Annotated in this window: 18 protein-coding genes; 6 read left to right on the top strand and 12 right to left on the bottom strand. The window is 39.8% G+C overall.

What is annotated here, in order from left to right; all coding sequences use genetic code 11:
* Positions 1 to 28: 28 nt before the first annotated feature.
* From hsdR to LS71_RS01025, 3 genes are read left to right on the top strand one after another with little or no spacing between them, the layout of a single operon-like run.
* Positions 29 to 2,437, top strand: coding sequence for an EcoAI/FtnUII family type I restriction enzme subunit R (hsdR, locus tag LS71_RS01035; protein WP_034353117.1), 2,409 nt, complete (start codon positions 29 to 31; stop codon positions 2,435 to 2,437).
* A gap of 11 nt (positions 2,438 to 2,448) precedes the next feature.
* A complete protein-coding gene (locus LS71_RS01030) occupies positions 2,449 to 3,921 on the top strand; it encodes a class I SAM-dependent DNA methyltransferase (protein WP_034353114.1) in 1,473 nt (490 codons plus the stop codon).
* Complete coding sequence (locus LS71_RS01025) at positions 3,918 to 6,167, top strand: restriction endonuclease subunit S (protein ID WP_138109781.1); 2,250 nt, start codon at positions 3,918 to 3,920, stop codon at positions 6,165 to 6,167. The genes LS71_RS01030 and LS71_RS01025 overlap by 4 nt, the downstream gene beginning before the upstream one ends.
* Here LS71_RS01025 and LS71_RS01020 read toward each other — a convergent pair.
* The 8 genes from LS71_RS01020 to LS71_RS00985 form a co-directional block, all read right to left on the bottom strand.
* On the bottom strand, positions 6,164 to 6,439 hold the full coding sequence (locus LS71_RS01020; protein ID WP_034357146.1) for a type II toxin-antitoxin system YafQ family toxin: 276 nt from the start codon (positions 6,437 to 6,439) through the stop codon (positions 6,164 to 6,166). The two genes, LS71_RS01025 and LS71_RS01020, sit on opposite strands and share 4 nt — an antisense overlap.
* Positions 6,436 to 6,648, bottom strand: a complete 213-nt coding sequence (locus LS71_RS01015) for a hypothetical protein (protein WP_034357149.1) — start codon at positions 6,646 to 6,648, stop codon at positions 6,436 to 6,438. Before LS71_RS01015 ends, LS71_RS01020 begins: the two co-directional genes overlap by 4 nt.
* 36 nt (positions 6,649 to 6,684) lie before the next feature.
* Positions 6,685 to 7,152 carry a restriction endonuclease subunit S gene (locus LS71_RS01010; RefSeq protein WP_069723527.1) on the bottom strand — a complete coding sequence of 156 codons (468 nt, stop codon included), beginning with the start codon at positions 7,150 to 7,152 and terminating at the stop codon, positions 6,685 to 6,687.
* A 286-nt stretch (positions 7,153 to 7,438) separates the two neighbouring features.
* Entirely contained in the window at positions 7,439 to 8,020 is a 582-nt protein-coding gene (locus tag LS71_RS01005) for a phosphatase PAP2 family protein (RefSeq protein ID WP_034356640.1), read from the bottom strand.
* Positions 8,021 to 8,129: 109 nt separating this feature from the next.
* Positions 8,130 to 9,059, bottom strand: a complete 930-nt coding sequence (gene pdxA, locus LS71_RS01000) for a 4-hydroxythreonine-4-phosphate dehydrogenase (RefSeq protein WP_034356643.1) — start codon at positions 9,057 to 9,059, stop codon at positions 8,130 to 8,132.
* The gene (locus LS71_RS00995) at positions 9,053 to 9,847 is read right to left on the bottom strand and encodes a pyridoxine 5'-phosphate synthase (protein WP_034356646.1); all 795 of its coding nucleotides are present in this window, start codon (positions 9,845 to 9,847) and stop codon (positions 9,053 to 9,055) included. Before LS71_RS00995 ends, pdxA begins: the two co-directional genes overlap by 7 nt.
* Before the next feature lie 118 nt (positions 9,848 to 9,965).
* On the bottom strand, positions 9,966 to 10,439 hold the full coding sequence (gene ilvN, locus LS71_RS00990) for an acetolactate synthase small subunit (protein ID WP_034356649.1): 474 nt from the start codon (positions 10,437 to 10,439) through the stop codon (positions 9,966 to 9,968).
* Positions 10,432 to 12,138 carry an acetolactate synthase large subunit gene (locus LS71_RS00985; RefSeq protein ID WP_034356652.1) on the bottom strand — a complete coding sequence of 569 codons (1,707 nt, stop codon included), beginning with the start codon at positions 12,136 to 12,138 and terminating at the stop codon, positions 10,432 to 10,434. The genes ilvN and LS71_RS00985 overlap by 8 nt, the downstream gene beginning before the upstream one ends.
* Before the next feature lie 67 nt (positions 12,139 to 12,205).
* On the opposite strand from LS71_RS00985, the gene LS71_RS00980 reads away from it, so the two are divergent.
* From LS71_RS00980 to LS71_RS00970, 3 genes are all read left to right on the top strand, one after another.
* Positions 12,206 to 13,483, top strand: a complete 1,278-nt coding sequence (locus LS71_RS00980) for an MFS transporter (RefSeq protein WP_238700259.1) — start codon at positions 12,206 to 12,208, stop codon at positions 13,481 to 13,483.
* 75 nt (positions 13,484 to 13,558) lie between these two features.
* Complete coding sequence (locus LS71_RS00975; RefSeq protein WP_034356659.1) at positions 13,559 to 13,960, top strand: DUF4878 domain-containing protein; 402 nt, start codon at positions 13,559 to 13,561, stop codon at positions 13,958 to 13,960.
* The gene (locus LS71_RS00970; protein WP_052058190.1) at positions 13,938 to 14,555 is read left to right on the top strand and encodes a C40 family peptidase; all 618 of its coding nucleotides are present in this window, start codon (positions 13,938 to 13,940) and stop codon (positions 14,553 to 14,555) included. The genes LS71_RS00975 and LS71_RS00970 overlap by 23 nt, the downstream gene beginning before the upstream one ends.
* A gap of 210 nt (positions 14,556 to 14,765) precedes the next feature.
* On the opposite strand, the gene LS71_RS00965 is transcribed toward LS71_RS00970, so the two are convergent.
* Genes LS71_RS00965 through LS71_RS00950 form a run of 4 tightly spaced genes read right to left on the bottom strand, consistent with a single transcriptional unit; the run spans position 14,766 to position 18,789 of the window.
* Positions 14,766 to 16,160 (bottom strand): FAD-linked oxidase C-terminal domain-containing protein, encoded by a 1,395-nt coding sequence (locus LS71_RS00965; protein WP_034354711.1) that lies wholly within the window; start codon positions 16,158 to 16,160, stop codon positions 14,766 to 14,768.
* Between the two features lie 2 nt (positions 16,161 to 16,162).
* Positions 16,163 to 16,909, bottom strand: a complete 747-nt coding sequence (locus LS71_RS00960; RefSeq protein ID WP_034354708.1) for a plasminogen-binding N-terminal domain-containing protein — start codon at positions 16,907 to 16,909, stop codon at positions 16,163 to 16,165.
* A 12-nt stretch (positions 16,910 to 16,921) separates the two neighbouring features.
* Positions 16,922 to 17,563 carry an NUDIX hydrolase gene (locus tag LS71_RS00955; RefSeq protein WP_034354706.1) on the bottom strand — a complete coding sequence of 214 codons (642 nt, stop codon included), beginning with the start codon at positions 17,561 to 17,563 and terminating at the stop codon, positions 16,922 to 16,924.
* Positions 17,560 to 18,789, bottom strand: a complete 1,230-nt coding sequence (locus LS71_RS00950) for a peptidoglycan DD-metalloendopeptidase family protein (protein WP_034354703.1) — start codon at positions 18,787 to 18,789, stop codon at positions 17,560 to 17,562. Before LS71_RS00950 ends, LS71_RS00955 begins: the two co-directional genes overlap by 4 nt.
* Positions 18,790 to 18,794: the final 5 nt, after the last annotated feature.

The raw sequence follows: 18,794 nt of genomic DNA, 5'->3' as shown, positions 1-18,794 counted from the left end.
GTCTTTCATAGAATCTAAAGGTGCGAATATGACAGAAGAAGAGGTCAAATTAAGGCTTATCACGCCAGCATTACAGCAAGTAGGGTGGAATGTATGGCGCATAGGCATGGAGCAAATGCCTAGTAAAAGGATAGTTAGGCAGGATTATGAATTTAGCGATGGGCAGATTCTATTTGAGGGCGATAAGATTAAAAGGGGGAATAAAAAGAAATGCGATTATGTGCTGTATAGCTTTGAGGGGCAGCCTCTAGCAATTATTGAGGCAAAAGGTGATAGCTATACGATACGCGATGGGATTCAGCAGGCAATGGAGTATGCAAAAGGCTTTGGCTGTTATTTTGCGTATTCTAGCAATGGCAGTGGCTTTGTAGAATATGATTTTTTCACTGGTAAGCAAAGGGATTTAAAGAGAGATGAATTCCCAAGTGAGAGCGAATTACTAGCTAGATTCTATAAAGGTAGCGGCGATAAAGATTCTATACAAGAGCTTCAAAAGCAAGAAAATAACGAGTTTCTAACCCCGCGAGAATCTATCCCTTTAGAATTTCAAAATCTCATTTCTCAGCCCTATTTTTTAGAATCTAAATTCCCGCGATATTACCAAGCCGCCGCGGTAAATAAAGCCATAGAAGCCATAGCCACAGGACAAAAGCGCATTTTACTCGTTATGGCGACAGGCACAGGCAAGACTTACACGGCTTTTGAGCTTATTTACAGGCTTTATAAGGCAGGAAAAATAAAAAAGATTTTATATCTAGCAGATAGAAACAATCTCATCGACCAAACGATGGCAAATGATTTTAAGCCTCTTTTAAAAGAATCTACAAAGATACAAAATAAGCAAATTGATGAGGCTTATCCGCTTTGCTTCGCGCTTTATCAGCAGTTTATTACCTTTAAAGATGATGAGATTATTAAAAATTTTGAAAACTATGCAAAAGACGCATTTGATTTTATTTTAATTGATGAATGCCACCGAAGCAGCAGTAAAGAAGACTCAGCTTACAGAGAGATTTTAGAGTATTTTAGCCCTGCCATTCAAGTAGGAATGACGGCTACACCAAAACATAATGAAGAAAGTTCAAATTTGGATTATTTTGGCAAACCTGTGTATATGTATAGCTTAAAGCAAGGCATTGAAGATGGCTTTTTAGCTCCCTATAAGGTCGTTCGCTATGGGTTTAATATAGACTTAATGGGCTACCGCCCCGAGCAAGGCAAAAAAGATAAGCATGGTCATATTGTCCCTGATGATGAGTATTACCGCAGTGATTTTAATCGCGTCCTTTATATTGATGAGCGCACCAATCTTGTCGCCAAAATCATTAGCGATTTTTTAAAGCACACTTTAAAAGATAGATTTGCTAAAACAATTGTTTTTTGCCAAGACACTAGACACGCAGCAATAATGAGAGAAGCGTTAATAAATGAAAATAGCGATTTAATGAAACAAAATAGTAACTATATCGTGCGCATCACAGGCGATGATGAAGTGGGCAAAGACCAGCTTGAAAATTTTATCGCCACAAATAAAACTTTCCCCGTTATCGCCACGACCTCCAAGCTCTTATCCACAGGCACAGATACAAAGATGGTCAAACTTATCGCCCTTGATATGACAATAAACTCACTCATAGAATTTAAACAAATCGTAGGACGCGGCACAAGAATCAATGAAAAATTAGGCAAAAGCTATTTTAGCATTTTGGACTTTTCAAATGCGACAAGACTTTTTGCGGATAAAGACTTTGATGGAGAAACCTTTGCTCCTATTGAAAGAGATATCAGCTCTAAAGATGAAGCTAAAATTGAAGTTCAAGAGCATATAAAAAGCGATGATTTCCCTACACAAAAGCCAGACATTGATGATGCAAACACGACTAAAAAATTTGAAATCAACGGAGTTGAAGTGCAGCTCATTCACGAACTACACCAAATCTTAGATGCTAGCGGTAAGCTTATCACAAATGACTTTATCGCCTTTTCAAAACAAAATATAAACTCAAATTATCAAAGCCTAGAGCTTTTTTTAAAAGAGTGGCAAAATGCAGATACAAAGTCTAGTTTTATACAAGAGCTTGAACACAAAGGTATCTTAATCGAAGAGCTAAGAGCTATGCCAGAGTTTAAAGACAAAGACGAATTTGATATTTTAATCTCTCTAGCCTTTAATCAAAGGGCAATTTCTCGCAAAGAGCGCGCTAAAAAAGCAAATAAGATTCTAAATAAATTTGAAGGTAAAGCACGCGAAGTGCTAGAGATTTTGCTTGAAAAATACGCCCAAAATGGAATCACAGATATAGAAAATCCTAAAGTATTTCAAACACAGCCTTTTGATTTTGTAAATATAAACTCGGCTTTAGAAATCTTTGGCGGTGTGGAAAATTATTTACAGATTCTAAAAGAAATTAAAAAAGAGCTATATGATATAGCCTAAAAAGGATAAAAATGACACTAAACATAAAATCCCTGCAAAATATTATGCGAAATGACGCTGGAGTAAATGGCGATGCCCAAAGGATAGAGCAAATCGTATGGATATTATTTCTTAAAATCTATGATTTATACGAGAAAAACTGGAAAAGTGAAGCTAAGTTAAAAAATACAAGCTACACAAGCATTATCCCGCCTAATCTTGCATGGGATAAATGGGCAAAAGATACAAAAGATTTAACGAGCGATGAATTATTAAATTTTGTAAATAATGACCTTTTCCCTGCGCTTAAAAACCTGCAAATTACGCCTGATACACCGCTAAATAAAAAAATAGTCAAATACGCCTTTGAAGATGCAAATAATTATATGAAAGATGGAATCTTACTTAGAAAAATCATTAATGAAATCGATGAATTAGAAATAAAACAAATGAAAGATAGACAAGAGCTATCGCGCATTTATGAGACTTTTATAAAAGATTTGCAAAATAATAAGCACTCAGGCGAGTTTTACACTCCGCGTGCTGTAACAGATTTTGTTATAGAATATTTAAATCCAAATATTAATGATAAAATAGCCGATTTAGCCTGTGGCACGGGCGGATTTTTAACCTCAGCCTATCATTTTTTAGAATCTAAAATTAACACAGCAAATGATAGAGACATAGCAAATTCATATTTCACAGGCATCGAAAAAAAGCAGCTGCCTTATATCCTAGCCGTCACTGGCTTTTTAATAAATGGCATTGAAAATCCAAATTTAAAGCATGATAATACCCTTGAAACTCACTATAACGACTTATATACATTAGAATCTTTTGACATCATCGCTATGAATCCACCTTTTGGCGGCAATGAAAAAGAGCAGATTCAAGCTAATTTCCCAACTGAGTTTAAAAGCAGTGAAACGGCTGATTTATTCATGGCAGTAATTTTAGAGCGACTAAAAGTTAATGGAAAAGCCGCAGTAGTGCTGCCTGATGGCTTTTTATTCGGGCAAGATTCAGCAAAAATTAATCTTAAAAAAAGGCTATTAAATGAATTTGATTTACATCTAATTTTACGCCTGCCGCCTAGCGTCTTTGCCCCTTACACAGGCATTACTACAAATATTTTATTTTTTAATAAAACTCCTAGCGGCACGCAAAAAACTTGGTTTTACCGCCTTGATATGCCACCAAATATTAAATCTTTTGGCAAGACTAAATCTATGAAACTAGAGCATTTTGACCCTTTTAGGCAATGGGATAAAAATCGAGTTGAGCTAAGTGATGATAATAACAATTTTAAAGCAAAATCTTTTAGTAAAGATGAGCTTATAGCGCGTGAATATAACTTTGATTTATGCGGCTTTGTAAGCGAGCAAGAAGAGATTCTAGACCCATTTTCTCTAATAAAGCAAATAAAAGAGCAGCGAGATAATCTAAACACAACGCTAGATTCTATAATGTCGCAAATCTCAGCCATTATTAAGGAAAATCAGTGAAAACAAGTATTTTAAAAAAATCCATTTTAGACTATGCGATAAAGGGCGAATTAAGCGCGAGATTCCGCCGTGAAAATGCAAATTTAAATGCTTTAAGCGAGATAAAAAGTTATAATGCTGATATTTTAATAAAGCGCGAAAATTTACAAAAAGAGTTAAAGATTCTAGAATCTAATCTCAAAAAACTTACTTCGTCATCAAAAGGGAGCAAAACGAGCCACACTCCGTCATTGCGAGGCGAAGCCCAAGCAATCCACACTCCGCCATTGCAAAGTAAAACAATCTCCTCCCCGTCATTGCGAGCTAGTGAAACGAGCGAAGCAATCCACACGAACGCACAAGAAATAAAAGCCCAAATCCAAAGCATTAAAAAAGACTTGCAAAATTGTAAAATCATAACGCCTTTAAATATAGAATCTAAATTTACAGAATCTAATTTCAATCCACCCTTTGAAATACCACAAACTTGGGCTTGGGTGCGCCTTGGGGATATTTGTGATGTAAGAGATGGAACGCACGAATCACCAAAATATTATGAAAAAGGTATCCCATTGATTACTAGCAAAAATTTAAAGAATGGCGCTTTGTCATTTGATAATATTAGTTACATATCGCAATTGGATGCCGACAGAATTAATCTGCGCTCAAAAGTGAATATAAACGATATTTTATTTGCAATGATAGGCACTATAGGAAATCCTGTCTTAATAACTCAAAAACCAGACTATTGTATTAAAAATGTTGCGTTATTTAAAAAATATTATGGTAAATTAGATATGAAATTTCTATTGTATATTCTTTTATTTTTTCAAAATTTAATGCAAAATAGCAGTAATGCTTCTGTTCAATCTTTTGTATCATTAAAATATTTAAAAAATTTCGCAATCCCCCTGCCGCCATTAAAAGAACAGCAAGAAATCGCTAGAATCTTAGATTCACTAATTTCACTTGCAAATGAATTTGACAGCATTAAAGAGGAATTAAAGAGGATAGAAAAGAGGATAGAAAAGAGTTTGCTTAAATTAGCCCTTGAGGGCAATTTAAGCAAAGGCTATCGCCGTGAAAATCCGCACATAAACGCGTATAGCGAGATAGAATCTTATAATGCTAACATTCTAACAAAGCGCGAAAACTTGCAAAAAGAGCTAAAGTTTCTAGAATCTAAACTTAAAAAACTTACTTCGTCATCAAAAGGGAGCAAAACGAGCCACTCTCCGTCATTGCGAGGCGAAGCCGAAGCAATCCACACGAACGCAAAAGAGCAAATAAAAGCCCAAATCAAAGAGCTAAAACAAGAGTTAGAAAAATGCAAAATTATAACGCCACTAGAATCTAGCATTGAAAATTGTAGTTTTCAATATAAATTTATAGAATCTAAAACGCCAGATTCTATGGATTCTAGCAAGTTAGATTCCACCCCGTCATTAAGTGGCGATGAAATCAATGCGGCGACCTCCTCTCCGTCATTAAGGGCAAGTGAAACAAGTCATAATTCGTCATTGCGAGCGAGTGAAACGAGCGAAGCAATCCACACACCATTACCAAATGACAAAGAAAAAACAATGGATTGCCACGACTTTGCTTACGCAAAGTCTCGCAATGACGCAACGGACCTCACGAATTGCTATCATAAGTCTCGCAATGACGTAACTTACGTCACAAATTGCTATAATAAGTCTTATAATGACGCTTTCACACCTCCCTTTGAAATCCCTTCAACTTGGACTTGGGTGCGCCTTGGGGATATTTGCGAGATTGTATTAGGAAAAACGCCAAAAAGAGAAGTTAAAGAATATTGGGAACCTAAAGACTATAAATGGGTAAGTATTGCTGATATGAAAGAGCGGGAAAGTATTTTTAGCACAAAAGATTCTATAAGCGAACTAGCTAAACAGGAATGTTTTGGCAATTTTATTTTTAAAAAGGGAACTTTGATTCTAAGTTTTAAATTAACGATTGGCAAAACTAGCATTTTAGGATTTGATGGCTATCATAACGAAGGAATCGCGTCTATTATTCCAAAATTTCACAAAGAAAATGAAGAGATTTTTAAACATTTTTTACTTTTATTGTTGAGCGAATTTACGCAGTTTATAGAATCTACGGGAGCTATAAAAGGCGAAACGCTAAATAAAGCAAAGTTAATAGAATTGCCAATCCCCCTGCCACCCTTAAAAGAGCAAGAATTTATAAGCAAAGAATTAGAAAAATTATTCACTCTTACTAAAGGTTTAAGAGTTGATTAAAATAAATCACTATGAGAGCCAATGGCAAGGCAAATAAGCACTAAAATTTGAGAATCTTTTTTATATATTAGCAACAAATCAGGCTTTATGTGGCATTCTCTTAAATCTTTATAGTCGCCTTTTAGCTTGTGGTCTTTATATTTTTCATCTAAAATCTCATCATTTGCTAATTTATCAATAACGCTTTGTATCAGCTCTAGCGTTTGTTTGTCGTGCTTGTATTTTTTAAGCCCTTTTTTAAACTCATTTGAATATTTAATTTCATATTTCATTTTAAGCAGTCTTTTATCATATCTTTTGCTGTTTTATAGCTTTTGTATAAATGCGGATTTGCCTCTATTTTTTTTAGCTCGTTTAGGGCTTTTTGCAGTGGGCTTTTTGGGGGCGATTTTTTAGTTATTATCGTTGCGTTTGCTAGTTTTGCCATAGTTTTTAGAGCTTTTATAAGCTCTTTATTATCACTTTTTATGGTAATTGTCATTTATTTTCCTTTGTTTAAATGTGAAATTATAGCGCATTATTCCACCCTTAAGCCTTTGGTGAGTGTAAAAAGCGATTCCAAGACTCTAGCGATTACTTCTTGTTCTTTAAGGGGGGGTAGAGCAAGTGAATAATCAAAAAATAATTTTCTATCTAAATGCGGTATAGCCGCACCTTTTTTATTATCTTTTAAAAAATCTTTTATAGATAAAAGCAAAAAATCCATAAATTTTATACTGACAATTTGCTTATAAATAATCTTTTTCAAAGTGCTTCCTAAATATCCATTTTCTCTAGCTATGAAAATTTCGCCTGAGTTTTCACCATCCATCAAAATCAATCTATCATTTATTGAAACAAAATTGCCACTATCGCCAAATTTTTTATCACCTAAATTTCTTAAATACTTCACGTCTAAAATAGGTAGCTTACCCACTGCGATATTTTCTGTATTTACTATTTCACAAATATCCCCCAACCTTACCCAAGTCCAAGTTGAAGGGATTTCAAAAGGCGGAGTAAAATTAGATTCTGTAAATTTATATTGAAAACTACAATTTTCAATATAAATTAAAAATTACTCTAGGCAATCTTAAAAACACAAATCATATTTTCATTTATTCAAATTTTTTGCACTAAAATAAATCACAAAAAACTACAACCCTACAAGGAGCAACATAGAGCATACAATCGAAACTCTCAACAATATCCCCTATTTTTCAAAATCCCACAAAGCCACACACACAAAATAGCACCACACTCGCAAAAGCAATAAAATACCTCCACATACTTTAGAATCTATACAAAATATTCAAACTTACTTGCGGATTTCCATGCATATCAGTCTCGATATTTGGCGTAATAAGCGTATTTTTTGGCACATATTCACTTGTAAAAACCCACGCAAACCCCCATGCTAGCAATGCTCCAACGCTCACTTGCAAAATAGAATGCTTTTTTGCCTCCACTCTTGAGGCGGCTGTAAGCGCAGCAAGCGCACCTACAGGCAATGCCGCTTTCCACCCATAGCGATAATACACAAATCCCGCCGCACTAAATGCCCCGCTCGCATGCCCGCTTGGCATTCCCTGCCAGTTATCACAACATGGGCGTTTAGCAAATTTAACCGCATAACCATTATCGTGCATTGCCTCAAAGCCCTTTTTCATACCCTCTGTGGCAAGCTGCGTGCTAAGCGCGCCAAGTGTAAGCTGCCCCACGCCCTCATAGTCCTCTAATCCCAAAGAGACAACCATCACATACAGCGGCAAAAAGCGAAAAGCATCACCAAAGCGCTCAAATTCACTCCGCGCCTGCATACAGCACAGCACAAGGCTCAAAATACACACAGCGCGCACAAAAACTAGCTTCATTATTATCCTTTATACAAAGTAAGGGCGTTATTATAAGATTCTATTCTTAAAATTTTTGCCGCTTCATAGAATCTACACTTTAACCCTGCAACATTAAATCCCATAGATTCTATAAACCTCCTTGTGCAGCGTATTTTGCAGCATTAATATAGCTTGTTAAGCTAATATCTTGCTGGGCTTTATATGCCTTATCAAATGCCACGCCATGGTCTACTGAAGTGCGCAAAATAGGGAGATTAAGGCTTACATTAATACTCTGCTCAAAATAGAGCGCCTTGAGCGGAGCTAGCCCCACATCATGATACATACTCACAAAATACCTAAAGCGCTTGCGATTAAGTGGCGAAAACGCGCTATCTGGCGGATATGGTCCAAAAAATAGCTCATATTTGAGTGTATCATTTGCTGCCTGCACGGCTTTGGCGATATAGGCATCTTCATTGCCCATAATACCGCCATCGCCGCAATGTGGATTAAGCCCTAGCACGCAGCAAGGCTCACTAAGTTTAATTGCGCGTGCAAAGGTAAGCAAAAAGCCCAAAACTCGCGCCTTATCCACATAGCCGCTCACAGATTTAAGCGCGACATGGTCGGTAAATAGGGCTACAAACAATTCCTCACAGCCTAGCATCATTATAGAATCTACGCCAAAGTGTGATGAAAGCGCGTGTGTATGCCCTATAGATTCTATACCTGCCTTATGCCACGCGCCTTTGTGAATGGGCAGTGTAACTAGCGCGCTGCACACATTTGCTTCGCACAATCTCACACCCTGCATAAAGCTATCAAAGCTGTATTTGCCACTTTTAGCACAAATTTGCGCAGGGTGGATTAAATCCTTTGTATCCGCTGCAAAATCCGCCACACACTCCATATCCTCGCACATCGTAAGAGGATAGCCCAAAAGCGCGCAGGCAGATTCTAAAACTTCTCTATGCACGCAATAAAGCGGCTTTGAGAATCTAGCAATCTGCTTGTGCGCCTTTAAGGCAATCTCAAGCCCTATGCCATTGACATCGCCAATACTTATGGCTAGCACATGGCATCTTTCATTTGTATAATCGCGCGCTCTAGTCCCACAAATACCGCACGTGCGATAATGCTATGCCCGATATTTAGCTCGCTAATTTGCGCAATATTAGCTATATTTGATACATTAAAATAATTTAGTCCATGCCCCGCAAAGCACTCTAGCGCGCGTGTATCTGTGCCAGAAGTAGCAAGCCTAGCGCAAAGAGCGATATTCTCAAGGCTTTTATTAATCTCTTCTTGCAGTGCCTGTGGGGGCATATTCATCTCCATAATGGCGCGATGCGTGCGAGAAAGATTACTATATGCCATAAGCATAAGATTAGCATAGCGCCCAGTATGCAGCTCTACAGCGCTTGCGCCTAGCTCCCTAGCGAGAAAAATGGCTTCTTTTTTAGGCTCGATAAAAAGCGCGCTCGCAATGCCCTTAGCCTCAAAGGCTTTAATCACATCGCGGATAGAATCATAATGAGATTCTATATCTAAGCCGCCTTCTGTAGTTACCTCCTCGCGCTTTTCAGGCACAAGCGTAATGCGCTGCGGGGCAAGCGATATTAAATAATCAATAACGCGCTCATCTAGCGCAGATTCTATATTCACAGGCAAGGGCGAAGACTGCACAATGCGCCGCACATCGCTATCATGGATATGTCGCCTATCCTCGCGCAAATGCAAAGTGATTTGGTGCGCGCCCGCATTTTTAGCAATAAACACCGCTTCAAGCGGGTCAGGCTCATAAATTGCCCTAGCCTCGCGCAAAGTAGCGATATGGTCAATATTTACGCCTAGTCTTGTCATATTTGCTCCTTCAATTTTACTCTAACACTATTTGCCAAACTTGCGCGCCTATGTAAATACCGCGCCTGGCAAATTACAGAATCTAGATTCTATAAATGCCCATATGGCGCATATAAGGCTACTTTTCCATAGCAATCACGCCGCTTCGTATGATTTCTTTGGGATTAAAGATTTTTAAAGCGGCGATAAACTGCTCAATGCGCGCAGGCTTATCTGTGGCAATGATAATGATATACTTTTCACTTGCATTAGCAATTTTGCCATTATAGGCTTTGCACAAAGCCTCGATATCAGCTAGTCGCTCGCTTAGCGGAATTTTGGCTAGCACGGCTTCTTTTTCAAGCAAATTATCGCTAGAAATCACGCTCACCACCGGCACAAGCTTATGCAGTTGTTTAATGATTTGCTCAATCACTACTTCTGAGCCTTGCGTAACAATCGTAATGCGCGAGAGATTGCTATTTGGAATAGGAGCTGTGGTAAGAGATTCTATATTATATCCGCGCGCAGAAAATAGCCCAGAAATCCGCGCCAGCACGCTATGCTCATTAATCACATTCACGCAAATGCTCTTTTTTAGTTCCCTATCCATTGCTCGCCCCCTGTTTATTTGGAAGTATCATTTCATAAATCGCCTTGCCACCGGGCACCATAGGCAGCACATCTTCATACCTATCAATAATAACCTCCACAAATGCCACTTTTTTAGCCTCTAGTGCGCTTTTTAACGCCTCATCAAATTCACTTTTGCGCTCCACTCTAAAGCCCACGCCGCCAAAAGATTCTATAAGCTTAATAAAATCCGGCTGCAAGCTTAAATCTGTGTGAGAAAAACGATGCTCATAAAAAAAGCTCTGCCACTGCCGCACCATACCTAAGTAATTGTTATTTAGTATCACGCTAACTAGCGGAATATTATACGCCACGCAAGTCATAAGCTCTTGAATATTCATTAAAATAGAGCCATCGCCGGTGATATTTATAATAGTTTTATCCTCGCGTGCGATTTTTGCGCCAAATGCTGCAGGTAGCCCATAGCCCATAGTCCCAAGCCCGCCGCTAGTCAAAAATTGGCGCGGAAAGCTAAAGGGATAAAACTGCGCTGCCCACATTTGATGCTGCCCCACATCTGTAGTGATGATAGCACGCTCCCCTAGCTGCTCGCCTATCCTTTGGATAACCCATTGGGGCTTTATAGAATCTAGACTATCCTCATAGATAAGCGGATAATCGCACTTGTAAGAGCGTAAATGCTCTCTCCATTTGGCAATGCGCGCGCTATCAAAAGCACTAAGCTCAATCATCATATCACTCACAATATGCTTTAAATCCCCGACAATAGGATAGTCTATGCCTACAATCTTGCCAATAGAACTAGGGTCAATGTCAATATGCGCAATCTTTGCGTGAGTAGCAAAGGCGCTAAGCTTGCCTGTTACTCTATCATCAAAGCGCGCACCAAGGCAGATGAGCAAATCACACTCACTCACTGCCATATTTGCCGCATAAGTGCCATGCATTCCAAGCATTCCAAGCAAATTCTCATCATCATGCGCCAATGTGCCAATCCCTAGCAATGTTTGCACGCAAGGAATACCTGTGCAGCGCACAAGCTCGCGGATAATCTCGCTTGCATTTGATAAAATCGCTCCCCCACCTATATAAAATAAAGGCTTGTGAGATTCTAAAATGGCTTTGCAAAGCTTTTTAATTTGTCGTGGATTGCCTTTAATGGTGGGCTTATAGCTCTGCAGCGCGATAGAATCTGGATAGTTAAATACGCCCATTGTGCCTGTAATATCCTTTGGAATATCCACTAGCACCGGTCCGGGACGCCCACTGCGCGCGATATAAAAGGCTTCTTTTAAGATTCTGGGCAGCTCTGTGATATTGCGCACTAAAAAATTATGCTTTGTGCAAGGGCGAGAAATGCCCACCGCATCGATTTCTTGAAATGCGTCTGTGCCAATTTGGCTAATAGGCACTTGCCCGCTAATAACTACAAGCGGTATAGAATCTGTAAAGGCTGTGGCAATGCCTGTAATGGCATTAGTAAAGCCCGGACCTGAAGTGATAATTGCCACACCCACATCGCCGCTTGCGCGCGCATATCCATCTGCTGCGTGCAGCGCGCCCTGCTCATGGCGAGAGAGAATATGTGAAAAATAATTTTGTTTGTAAATCTCATCATAAATGTGTAACACCGCACCGCCCGGATAGCCAAAGACAACCTTCACACCCTCAAGATGCAAAGCTTGAATAACCATTTGAGCCCCTGTCATTGTTTTCATCAATTCTTCCTTAAAGTAAAACTCCATATTATTTAAAAAACGCACATCATACCAATTTTGCCTGATAATGCAATTAATATGCGTGTGCGAAAATGAGATTTTTCAAATATTTATCCTTAATTTATACAATGCCCTAAGGCTTGGAGGCTTTGGATTATCGTTATTTGGAGGATTTAAGTCATTGAATGCGCGCAAAAAAATCTTTCTTATAAATTTACTGCCTGTTGTGCTTATTAGCCTTAATCTACGCGCACCTATCACGGCTGTATCGCCTGCTATTAACATCATACAAGATTTTTATCATCTAAGTGCGGCTCAAGCTGGTGCGCTTATTTCCCTGCCACTGCTTGCTTTTGGGAGCATTTCATTTCTGGTAGCATACTTCCACCCTGCGCGCTTAATGTTTGTAGGGCTTTTATGTATCATTATAGGCGAGCTTGTGCGCTCAAGTGGTGGAAGTGTGGCACTATTTATTGGCACTGGCATTATGGGAAGTGGCGTAGCGGTGGCAAATGTGCTGCTGCCAAGTTTTATTAAAGCCAAATTTCCGCGCGATATACCCAAGATAATGGGGCTTTATAGCCTTGTGCTTAATCTCTCTAGCGCGCTTGGCGTAGCGCTTATCTTGCCACTTTTGCATATTGCTTCTGTGCCTTTAGCTATGATGAGTTGGGCAATCTTAGCTATTTTAGCTATCCTTAGCTATCTGCCTCAAATGGCAAATTATAGAATCTGGCGCGCACACACAAAGCGGCAAGTTAAAGGCTCACTATTTTGCAATAAAAATGCGTGGGTGATTACGCTTTTTATGGGGTGCTGCAGTAGCCTTGCGTATAGCTTTTTTACTTGGTATCCTAGCTTTATTATGGACATTAAATATTCTGCGGCATTTGCATCAAATATGATGCTGCTCTCTCAAGCTACTATCATACCTTGCGCATTTCTTGTGCCTTTTGTATTTGGCGCGATGCGGCAAAAGTATAAATATGTATCAATTGGAGGCATTTGCGCGCTGTATGTGATAAGCTTTGTAATACTGCTATGTGCGCAAAGTGTAGGGCTTATCATACTGGCTTCAATTCTTATTGGTATCCCTGTGGGTGGGCTATTTGGCATTGCTTTGCTTTTTATCTCAAGCAAAAGTGCTAATGCACAAGTGGCTACGCAACTATCGGCTATGGCACAAGGTGTAGGCTATCTACTCGCCTCAAGCGCACCTGTTATCATAGGCAAAATCTATGATATATACTCCCACTTTACTTACGCACTTATAGCGCTTGTGTGTATGAGTGTTGTGCTTAGCATTATAGGCTTTTTCGCGCTCAAAGCAGAACTAATCAAATAAAGGCATAACACTTGATTTTAGCCTAGAATTTAATTATTATGCGCATTTTATTTTATGAATTGGAGGTTTTCTAAGATGAAAGGCTTAAAGACATTAGGATTAGCTCTAGGGGCGATAATTATAAGTGTATTTTTGACAGCTTGCGGAGAGAATACACCTAAAGATGTAGCTGTAGCGTTTATGGAAGATGTATATAAAGGCAATGGCGATAAGCTATTAGGATATATTGATTTACCAGAAAAGGCTGAAGAAGTAGGTATGAAAGAAATGCTTGAGGGCAAACTCAAAGCAGGCGCAGCAGAGGCAAAGCAAAAGGCGCAAAATGCTGGTGGGCTTAAAAGTGTTGAGATGATTTCTGAAGATATTAAAGAAAAAACAGGCGTTGTCGTGCTACGCATAAAATTTGAAGATGGCAATGAGGATACCGAGCAAGTAAAAGTCATTAAAGTTGATGATGAATGGAAAATTAAGCTCTAAGCTCCTTATTCTTATTAGCAGCATTGGTGGCGTGCTAGCCCTTGTGCTGCTTTTTCTCCCTACACTCTCTGCAGAATATTCACACACACTTAGCCCAAAGCAGCTCTATAATCTCCCCGCACTTGAGGTTGGCGATATTATCTTGCGCAAAGGCGTAGGCATAGAATCTGCAGTCATTGAAAAGCTAAGCCACCACGATTATACGCATATTGGCTTAGTCATCTCCACGCAGCCCATTATTATCCTGCACGCTACACCTGATGACAATCCTAAAAAGCCAAATCAAGTAATCCTTAGCTCATTTGATGAGTTTCTCTCCCATGCGCGCAAAATTGCCATTAAGCGATTTGCGCTCTCCACGCAGCAAAGAGATAAAATCGCGCTCGAAGCGCCCTTATGGCTTGGAGAGAGCTTTATTTTAAGCACAGATGCTAAAGCACTCTATTGCACTACACTTTTAGAGCGCATTTTTGCCCCGCATATTAAGCTAAATTTAGCCTATGATTACATTGATGTGCCTGCTTTCAAAGGTGCGTATCTATTCCCAAAAGCATTTTATGAAAATACGCAATCTTATGTTATTTTCACGCACTAGATTCTATAAAGCCGCATTTGTGAGTTAGCTTTAAGCCAATTATGGGTTAGAATCTGGCACTAGATTCCATGATTCCCACGCTGTTGCTTTTTTAACAAAAAGCCGCGTGGTCTTACAAATGTAAGCAAAGCTCACATTTGCGCCTAAAGTATAAAGTTATAGCTGCTTTAAGCATCTATCAACTTATTTTTTTAGGTTAGATTCTATAAATCACTCCATACAAAGTCCCATTTTGCCGGGATTTAAAATATTATTTGGGTCAAAGGCTTTTTTGATATTAGCAAATAAATTCATTTCCGCCTCGCTAAAAGCTAGTCGCATAAAAGGCGCTTTTGAAAGCCCTATGCCATGCTCCCCGCTAAGCGTCCCCTCTAATGCAATAGCCACTTTAAAAATCTCCTCTATGCACTCATAGCCCTTTTTTAGATTCTCTACATCGCTTGGGTCTGGCACCATCACATTTACATGCACATTTCCATCACCTGTATGCCCAAAACAAGGGATTTTAAAGCCATATTGCTTGCTTAATTCCATAATGCGCGATAACAATTCTGGCAGAGCAGAGCGTGGCACGGTAATATCTTCATTAAGCTTTTTTTTGCCATAAATAGTAATACTTTGGCTTACATTGCGCCTTGCAAACCACAAATCCGCCGCCTCTTGCTCATCTTGCGCGATTTTAAAATGCGTGCAGCCATTTTCTTTAAACCGCTGCTCCAAAATACTAAGCGCAGAATCTAGCTGCTCACTCAAATCCCCATCGACTTGTGTAATGAGGATAGCGCCCGCATCAGTGGGCAAGCCTTTATGAAATTTCTCCTCCACTGCGCGAATGCTTAAATTATCCAAAAACTCCATTGCCACAGGTGTAACGCCGCTTGCCATACTTTTATACACCGCATTCATCGCAGATTCTATATCATTAAACACGCCCATAGCCGAGCGGGTAAGCTTTGGCTTAGCAATAAGTTTTAGCGTGATTTCTGTAATCACAGCAAGTGAGCCTTCACTAGCTATCAAAATCCCTGCCACATTAAAGCCTGCCACATCTTTAATAGTCTTTTTACCCGCGCGGATTATATCGCCGTTTGGCAGCACCGCGCGCAACGCCATCACATAATCTTTAGTAATGCCATACTTTGCCGCGCGCATACCGCCGGCATTTTCGCTAACATTCCCACCAAGCGTGCTATAATCTTGGCTCGCAGGGTCTGGCGGATAGAATAATCCACGCGCTTCGACAGCCTCTTGAAAAGCCTTATTCACCACACCGGGCTGCACGCGCGCGATGAGATTTTTCTCATCAATTTCTAAAATCTTATTAAAATATCGCTCCATAGCTAGCACAATGCCTCCGCGTACAGGCAATGCCCCACCTGTGAATCCACTGCCCGCACCTCGTGGGATTATGGAGATTTTTTGGTCATTGCAATATGATAAAACAGCGCTCACATCTTGTTCATTACGCGGAAATACCACTGCATCAGGCTCGTAGCGTTCGCGTGTAGCATCATAGCAATACGCTACCAAATGCGCCTTATCATCATAGCAATTCTCTATCCCAACCATTTGCTTAATGGCTTGTATATGGCGTTTGTGCAGCATGTTCACTCCTTATGCGTAAGCTTGTAGGCTCTAAGGCTAGGGGAGAGCAAATCATCATAGTAGCTAAAATATTGGCGCGATTTTTTCGAGCGTAATTTACTAGCAAGCGAGCCGGTGTTGATATTGGGAATGCGTGAGAAAAATGGAGCTTGTGTTTGCTTATCTTGCACATCTTGCGCGCTTAGAACTTCAAGAATGGCAAAACTCTGGCAATCAAGCACATTAATGCCATTTGAGGCAAATACATACACTAAACCTATACTATAGGCATTACAAAATGCGCGCAAATGCTTGGGCTTTGGGTCATTGATGCCATCTTTGGCTAAAAACGCTGCAAATAAATCAATGTGAGAAAAGCTCACATTGCTTGCACTAGATAGAATCTTATTATAGCTTTCTTGATTAGGCGCAATGGCAATGGCTCTATTATAGAATCCACCAAAGATAACTTTATCGCCCTCTTTGGGACTAGCTTGGGGCGTGGGCAGATATTTTTGCTCAATATTACTAAATGGCGCGATACTCGCATACGCCCTATCACCCTCAATGCGCGTAATCACAGCTGAAGCGATAATCATCTCATATCCTTGCTGCTCTGTAAGCACAATGCCGCTCTCTCCTACTTTAAGCCTATTTGCATAAAAGCTAATCTCTTTTGCATTCGCGCTCTCTATACGCTCATTCACAGGCGCAGTATCAATGCCATAAAGCAAAGACAAGCACAAGAAGGATATATTGAAAATCCGCATGCACGCTCCCTTTTATATTTTCTTTAATCTCTCATAATGACGCAAAAACCACAGCACGCCAAAGCCTAAGCCCGGTGTTTTAGTAATATGCGCATTTTCTATAAAAGATTCCAATTCGCTCACTGGCACAAAGATATTTTCTATCACCTCACCATCAATGCCACCACCCTCACTTACCCTATCTACCTCGCTAATGCTTGCATAAAAAAGCGTTTGCTTAGCCCCACTATGCCCTACTGCGGTAACAAACGCGCCAATTTTCTCCAAAGCGCGCACACAATAGCCACATTCCTCCTGCACTTCCTCTTTAGCAATCTGCTCTAAACTTTTCCCCGCCTTATCCACAAGTCCCGCGCATAGCTCAAAAGTATAGCCAGATTGCAGCATATCTTGGGTAAGCTCTTGGATTGCATTATAATTTTCTAGCGTGCGCACAAACACGGCTGGGCGAAACTGCTTCACAAAAAGCAGACTATCTTTTTGCCTATGATAAAGCACAATGGCTACAGAATCTAGGCTGTGAATAAAATCCCACGAGCGACTTATACCATTTTCACTATAGAGCATGCGCAGAGCTTTTACATACTTAGAATCTACGCACTCACAAAAACTTACATTGCTGATATGAGAAAGTGGGGAGAGAAGATGTTTCATGGCTTATCTTGAGTAGGGATTTGAGAATCTAGATTGGTTTGATTATTTGGATTTTCTATCATTTGCTCTGGCTCATTTGGAGTATTAAGATTCTCGTTTGCGCTAATAGTATTAGTCTTATTTTCTAGGGCATTTTGCAAAATGGGCGTGAAATGCGAAACAAGCGCATTAAAGGCTTGCTTATCCTTGCCTTGTAGCTCTTTGCTTACAGATTTAACGCTTGAGAGGGGATTAATTGGCACATTATTGCGATAAAGCCCAAAGTGTAAATGCGGTCCTGTGCTTAGCCCCGTTGAGCCAACTCGCCCAATAAGCTGCCCTCTTTTGACTTTTTTACCCACCCTTATGCCCGCAGCAAAGGAATTCATATGCGCATAGAGGGTTTTAAGGTTATTTCCATGCACAATCTCAATAAGATTGCCATATCCGCCCCTTTTGCTTGCATAAATCACCACGCCATCGGCAGCAGCCACGATGGGTGTGCCTTTAGGAGCGGCATAATCCACGCCATAGTGTGGGCGAATCGTGCCAAGTATGGGGTGTCGCCTACCAAGTGAAAATCTTGAGCTTATTCTAGCGCCTGCTACGGGAGTTTGGAGCAAAAAGCCCTGAATCTCCTTGCCCTCTTTATTGTAATAGCGTCCATTGAAGCTAAAGATATAATGTAATTTTTTATTAATCTCTACCACCGCAGCCTTTACTCTTGCGTTTTTCAAAGGCTTGCCAAGGCGATACTTGCGCTCATAAATTACTGCTAATCTATCATTTTTTAACATATTTCTAAAATTGACACTATTTTTATAAGCGTTAAGAAACTCGCTCACCAAGCCGTTATCATTAGTCATTTCAAGCAAATCTTGATAGGGGGACTTCTGGATAGAGAGGCTTATGGTTTGCTCTTGCTCAAAATAAATCATAGGCGTGAAATCAAGCACATATTCGCCATTGCGCTTGAAAATGTGGATTTGCATACCATCACCTATGGGAATGAGCGCTTGCAGCAAGCCTCCATTATCATCTAAAAGCGTGTAGTAAGTAACGCCCGCATACACTTCTGAAATAAGCTCCCTATCTTTGGCTGAAAGATTATAATAGACACTTGTTGGGATATTGTATTTTTGAAAAAAAGCAAAGAATGTATAGCCCGCCCCCCAAGCCTGGCTATGCGCAGTCGCACCAAAGCATAAAGTGCCGCATATACTCATAAGGAAAAATAGTTTTTTCATTTGTG

Source organism: Helicobacter jaachi (assembly GCF_000763135.2).
Lineage (GTDB): Bacteria > Campylobacterota > Campylobacteria > Campylobacterales > Helicobacteraceae > Helicobacter_C > Helicobacter_C jaachi.
The sequence above is the reverse complement of the archived record's forward strand: the minus strand, read 5'-3'. Positions and strand labels throughout refer to the sequence as shown.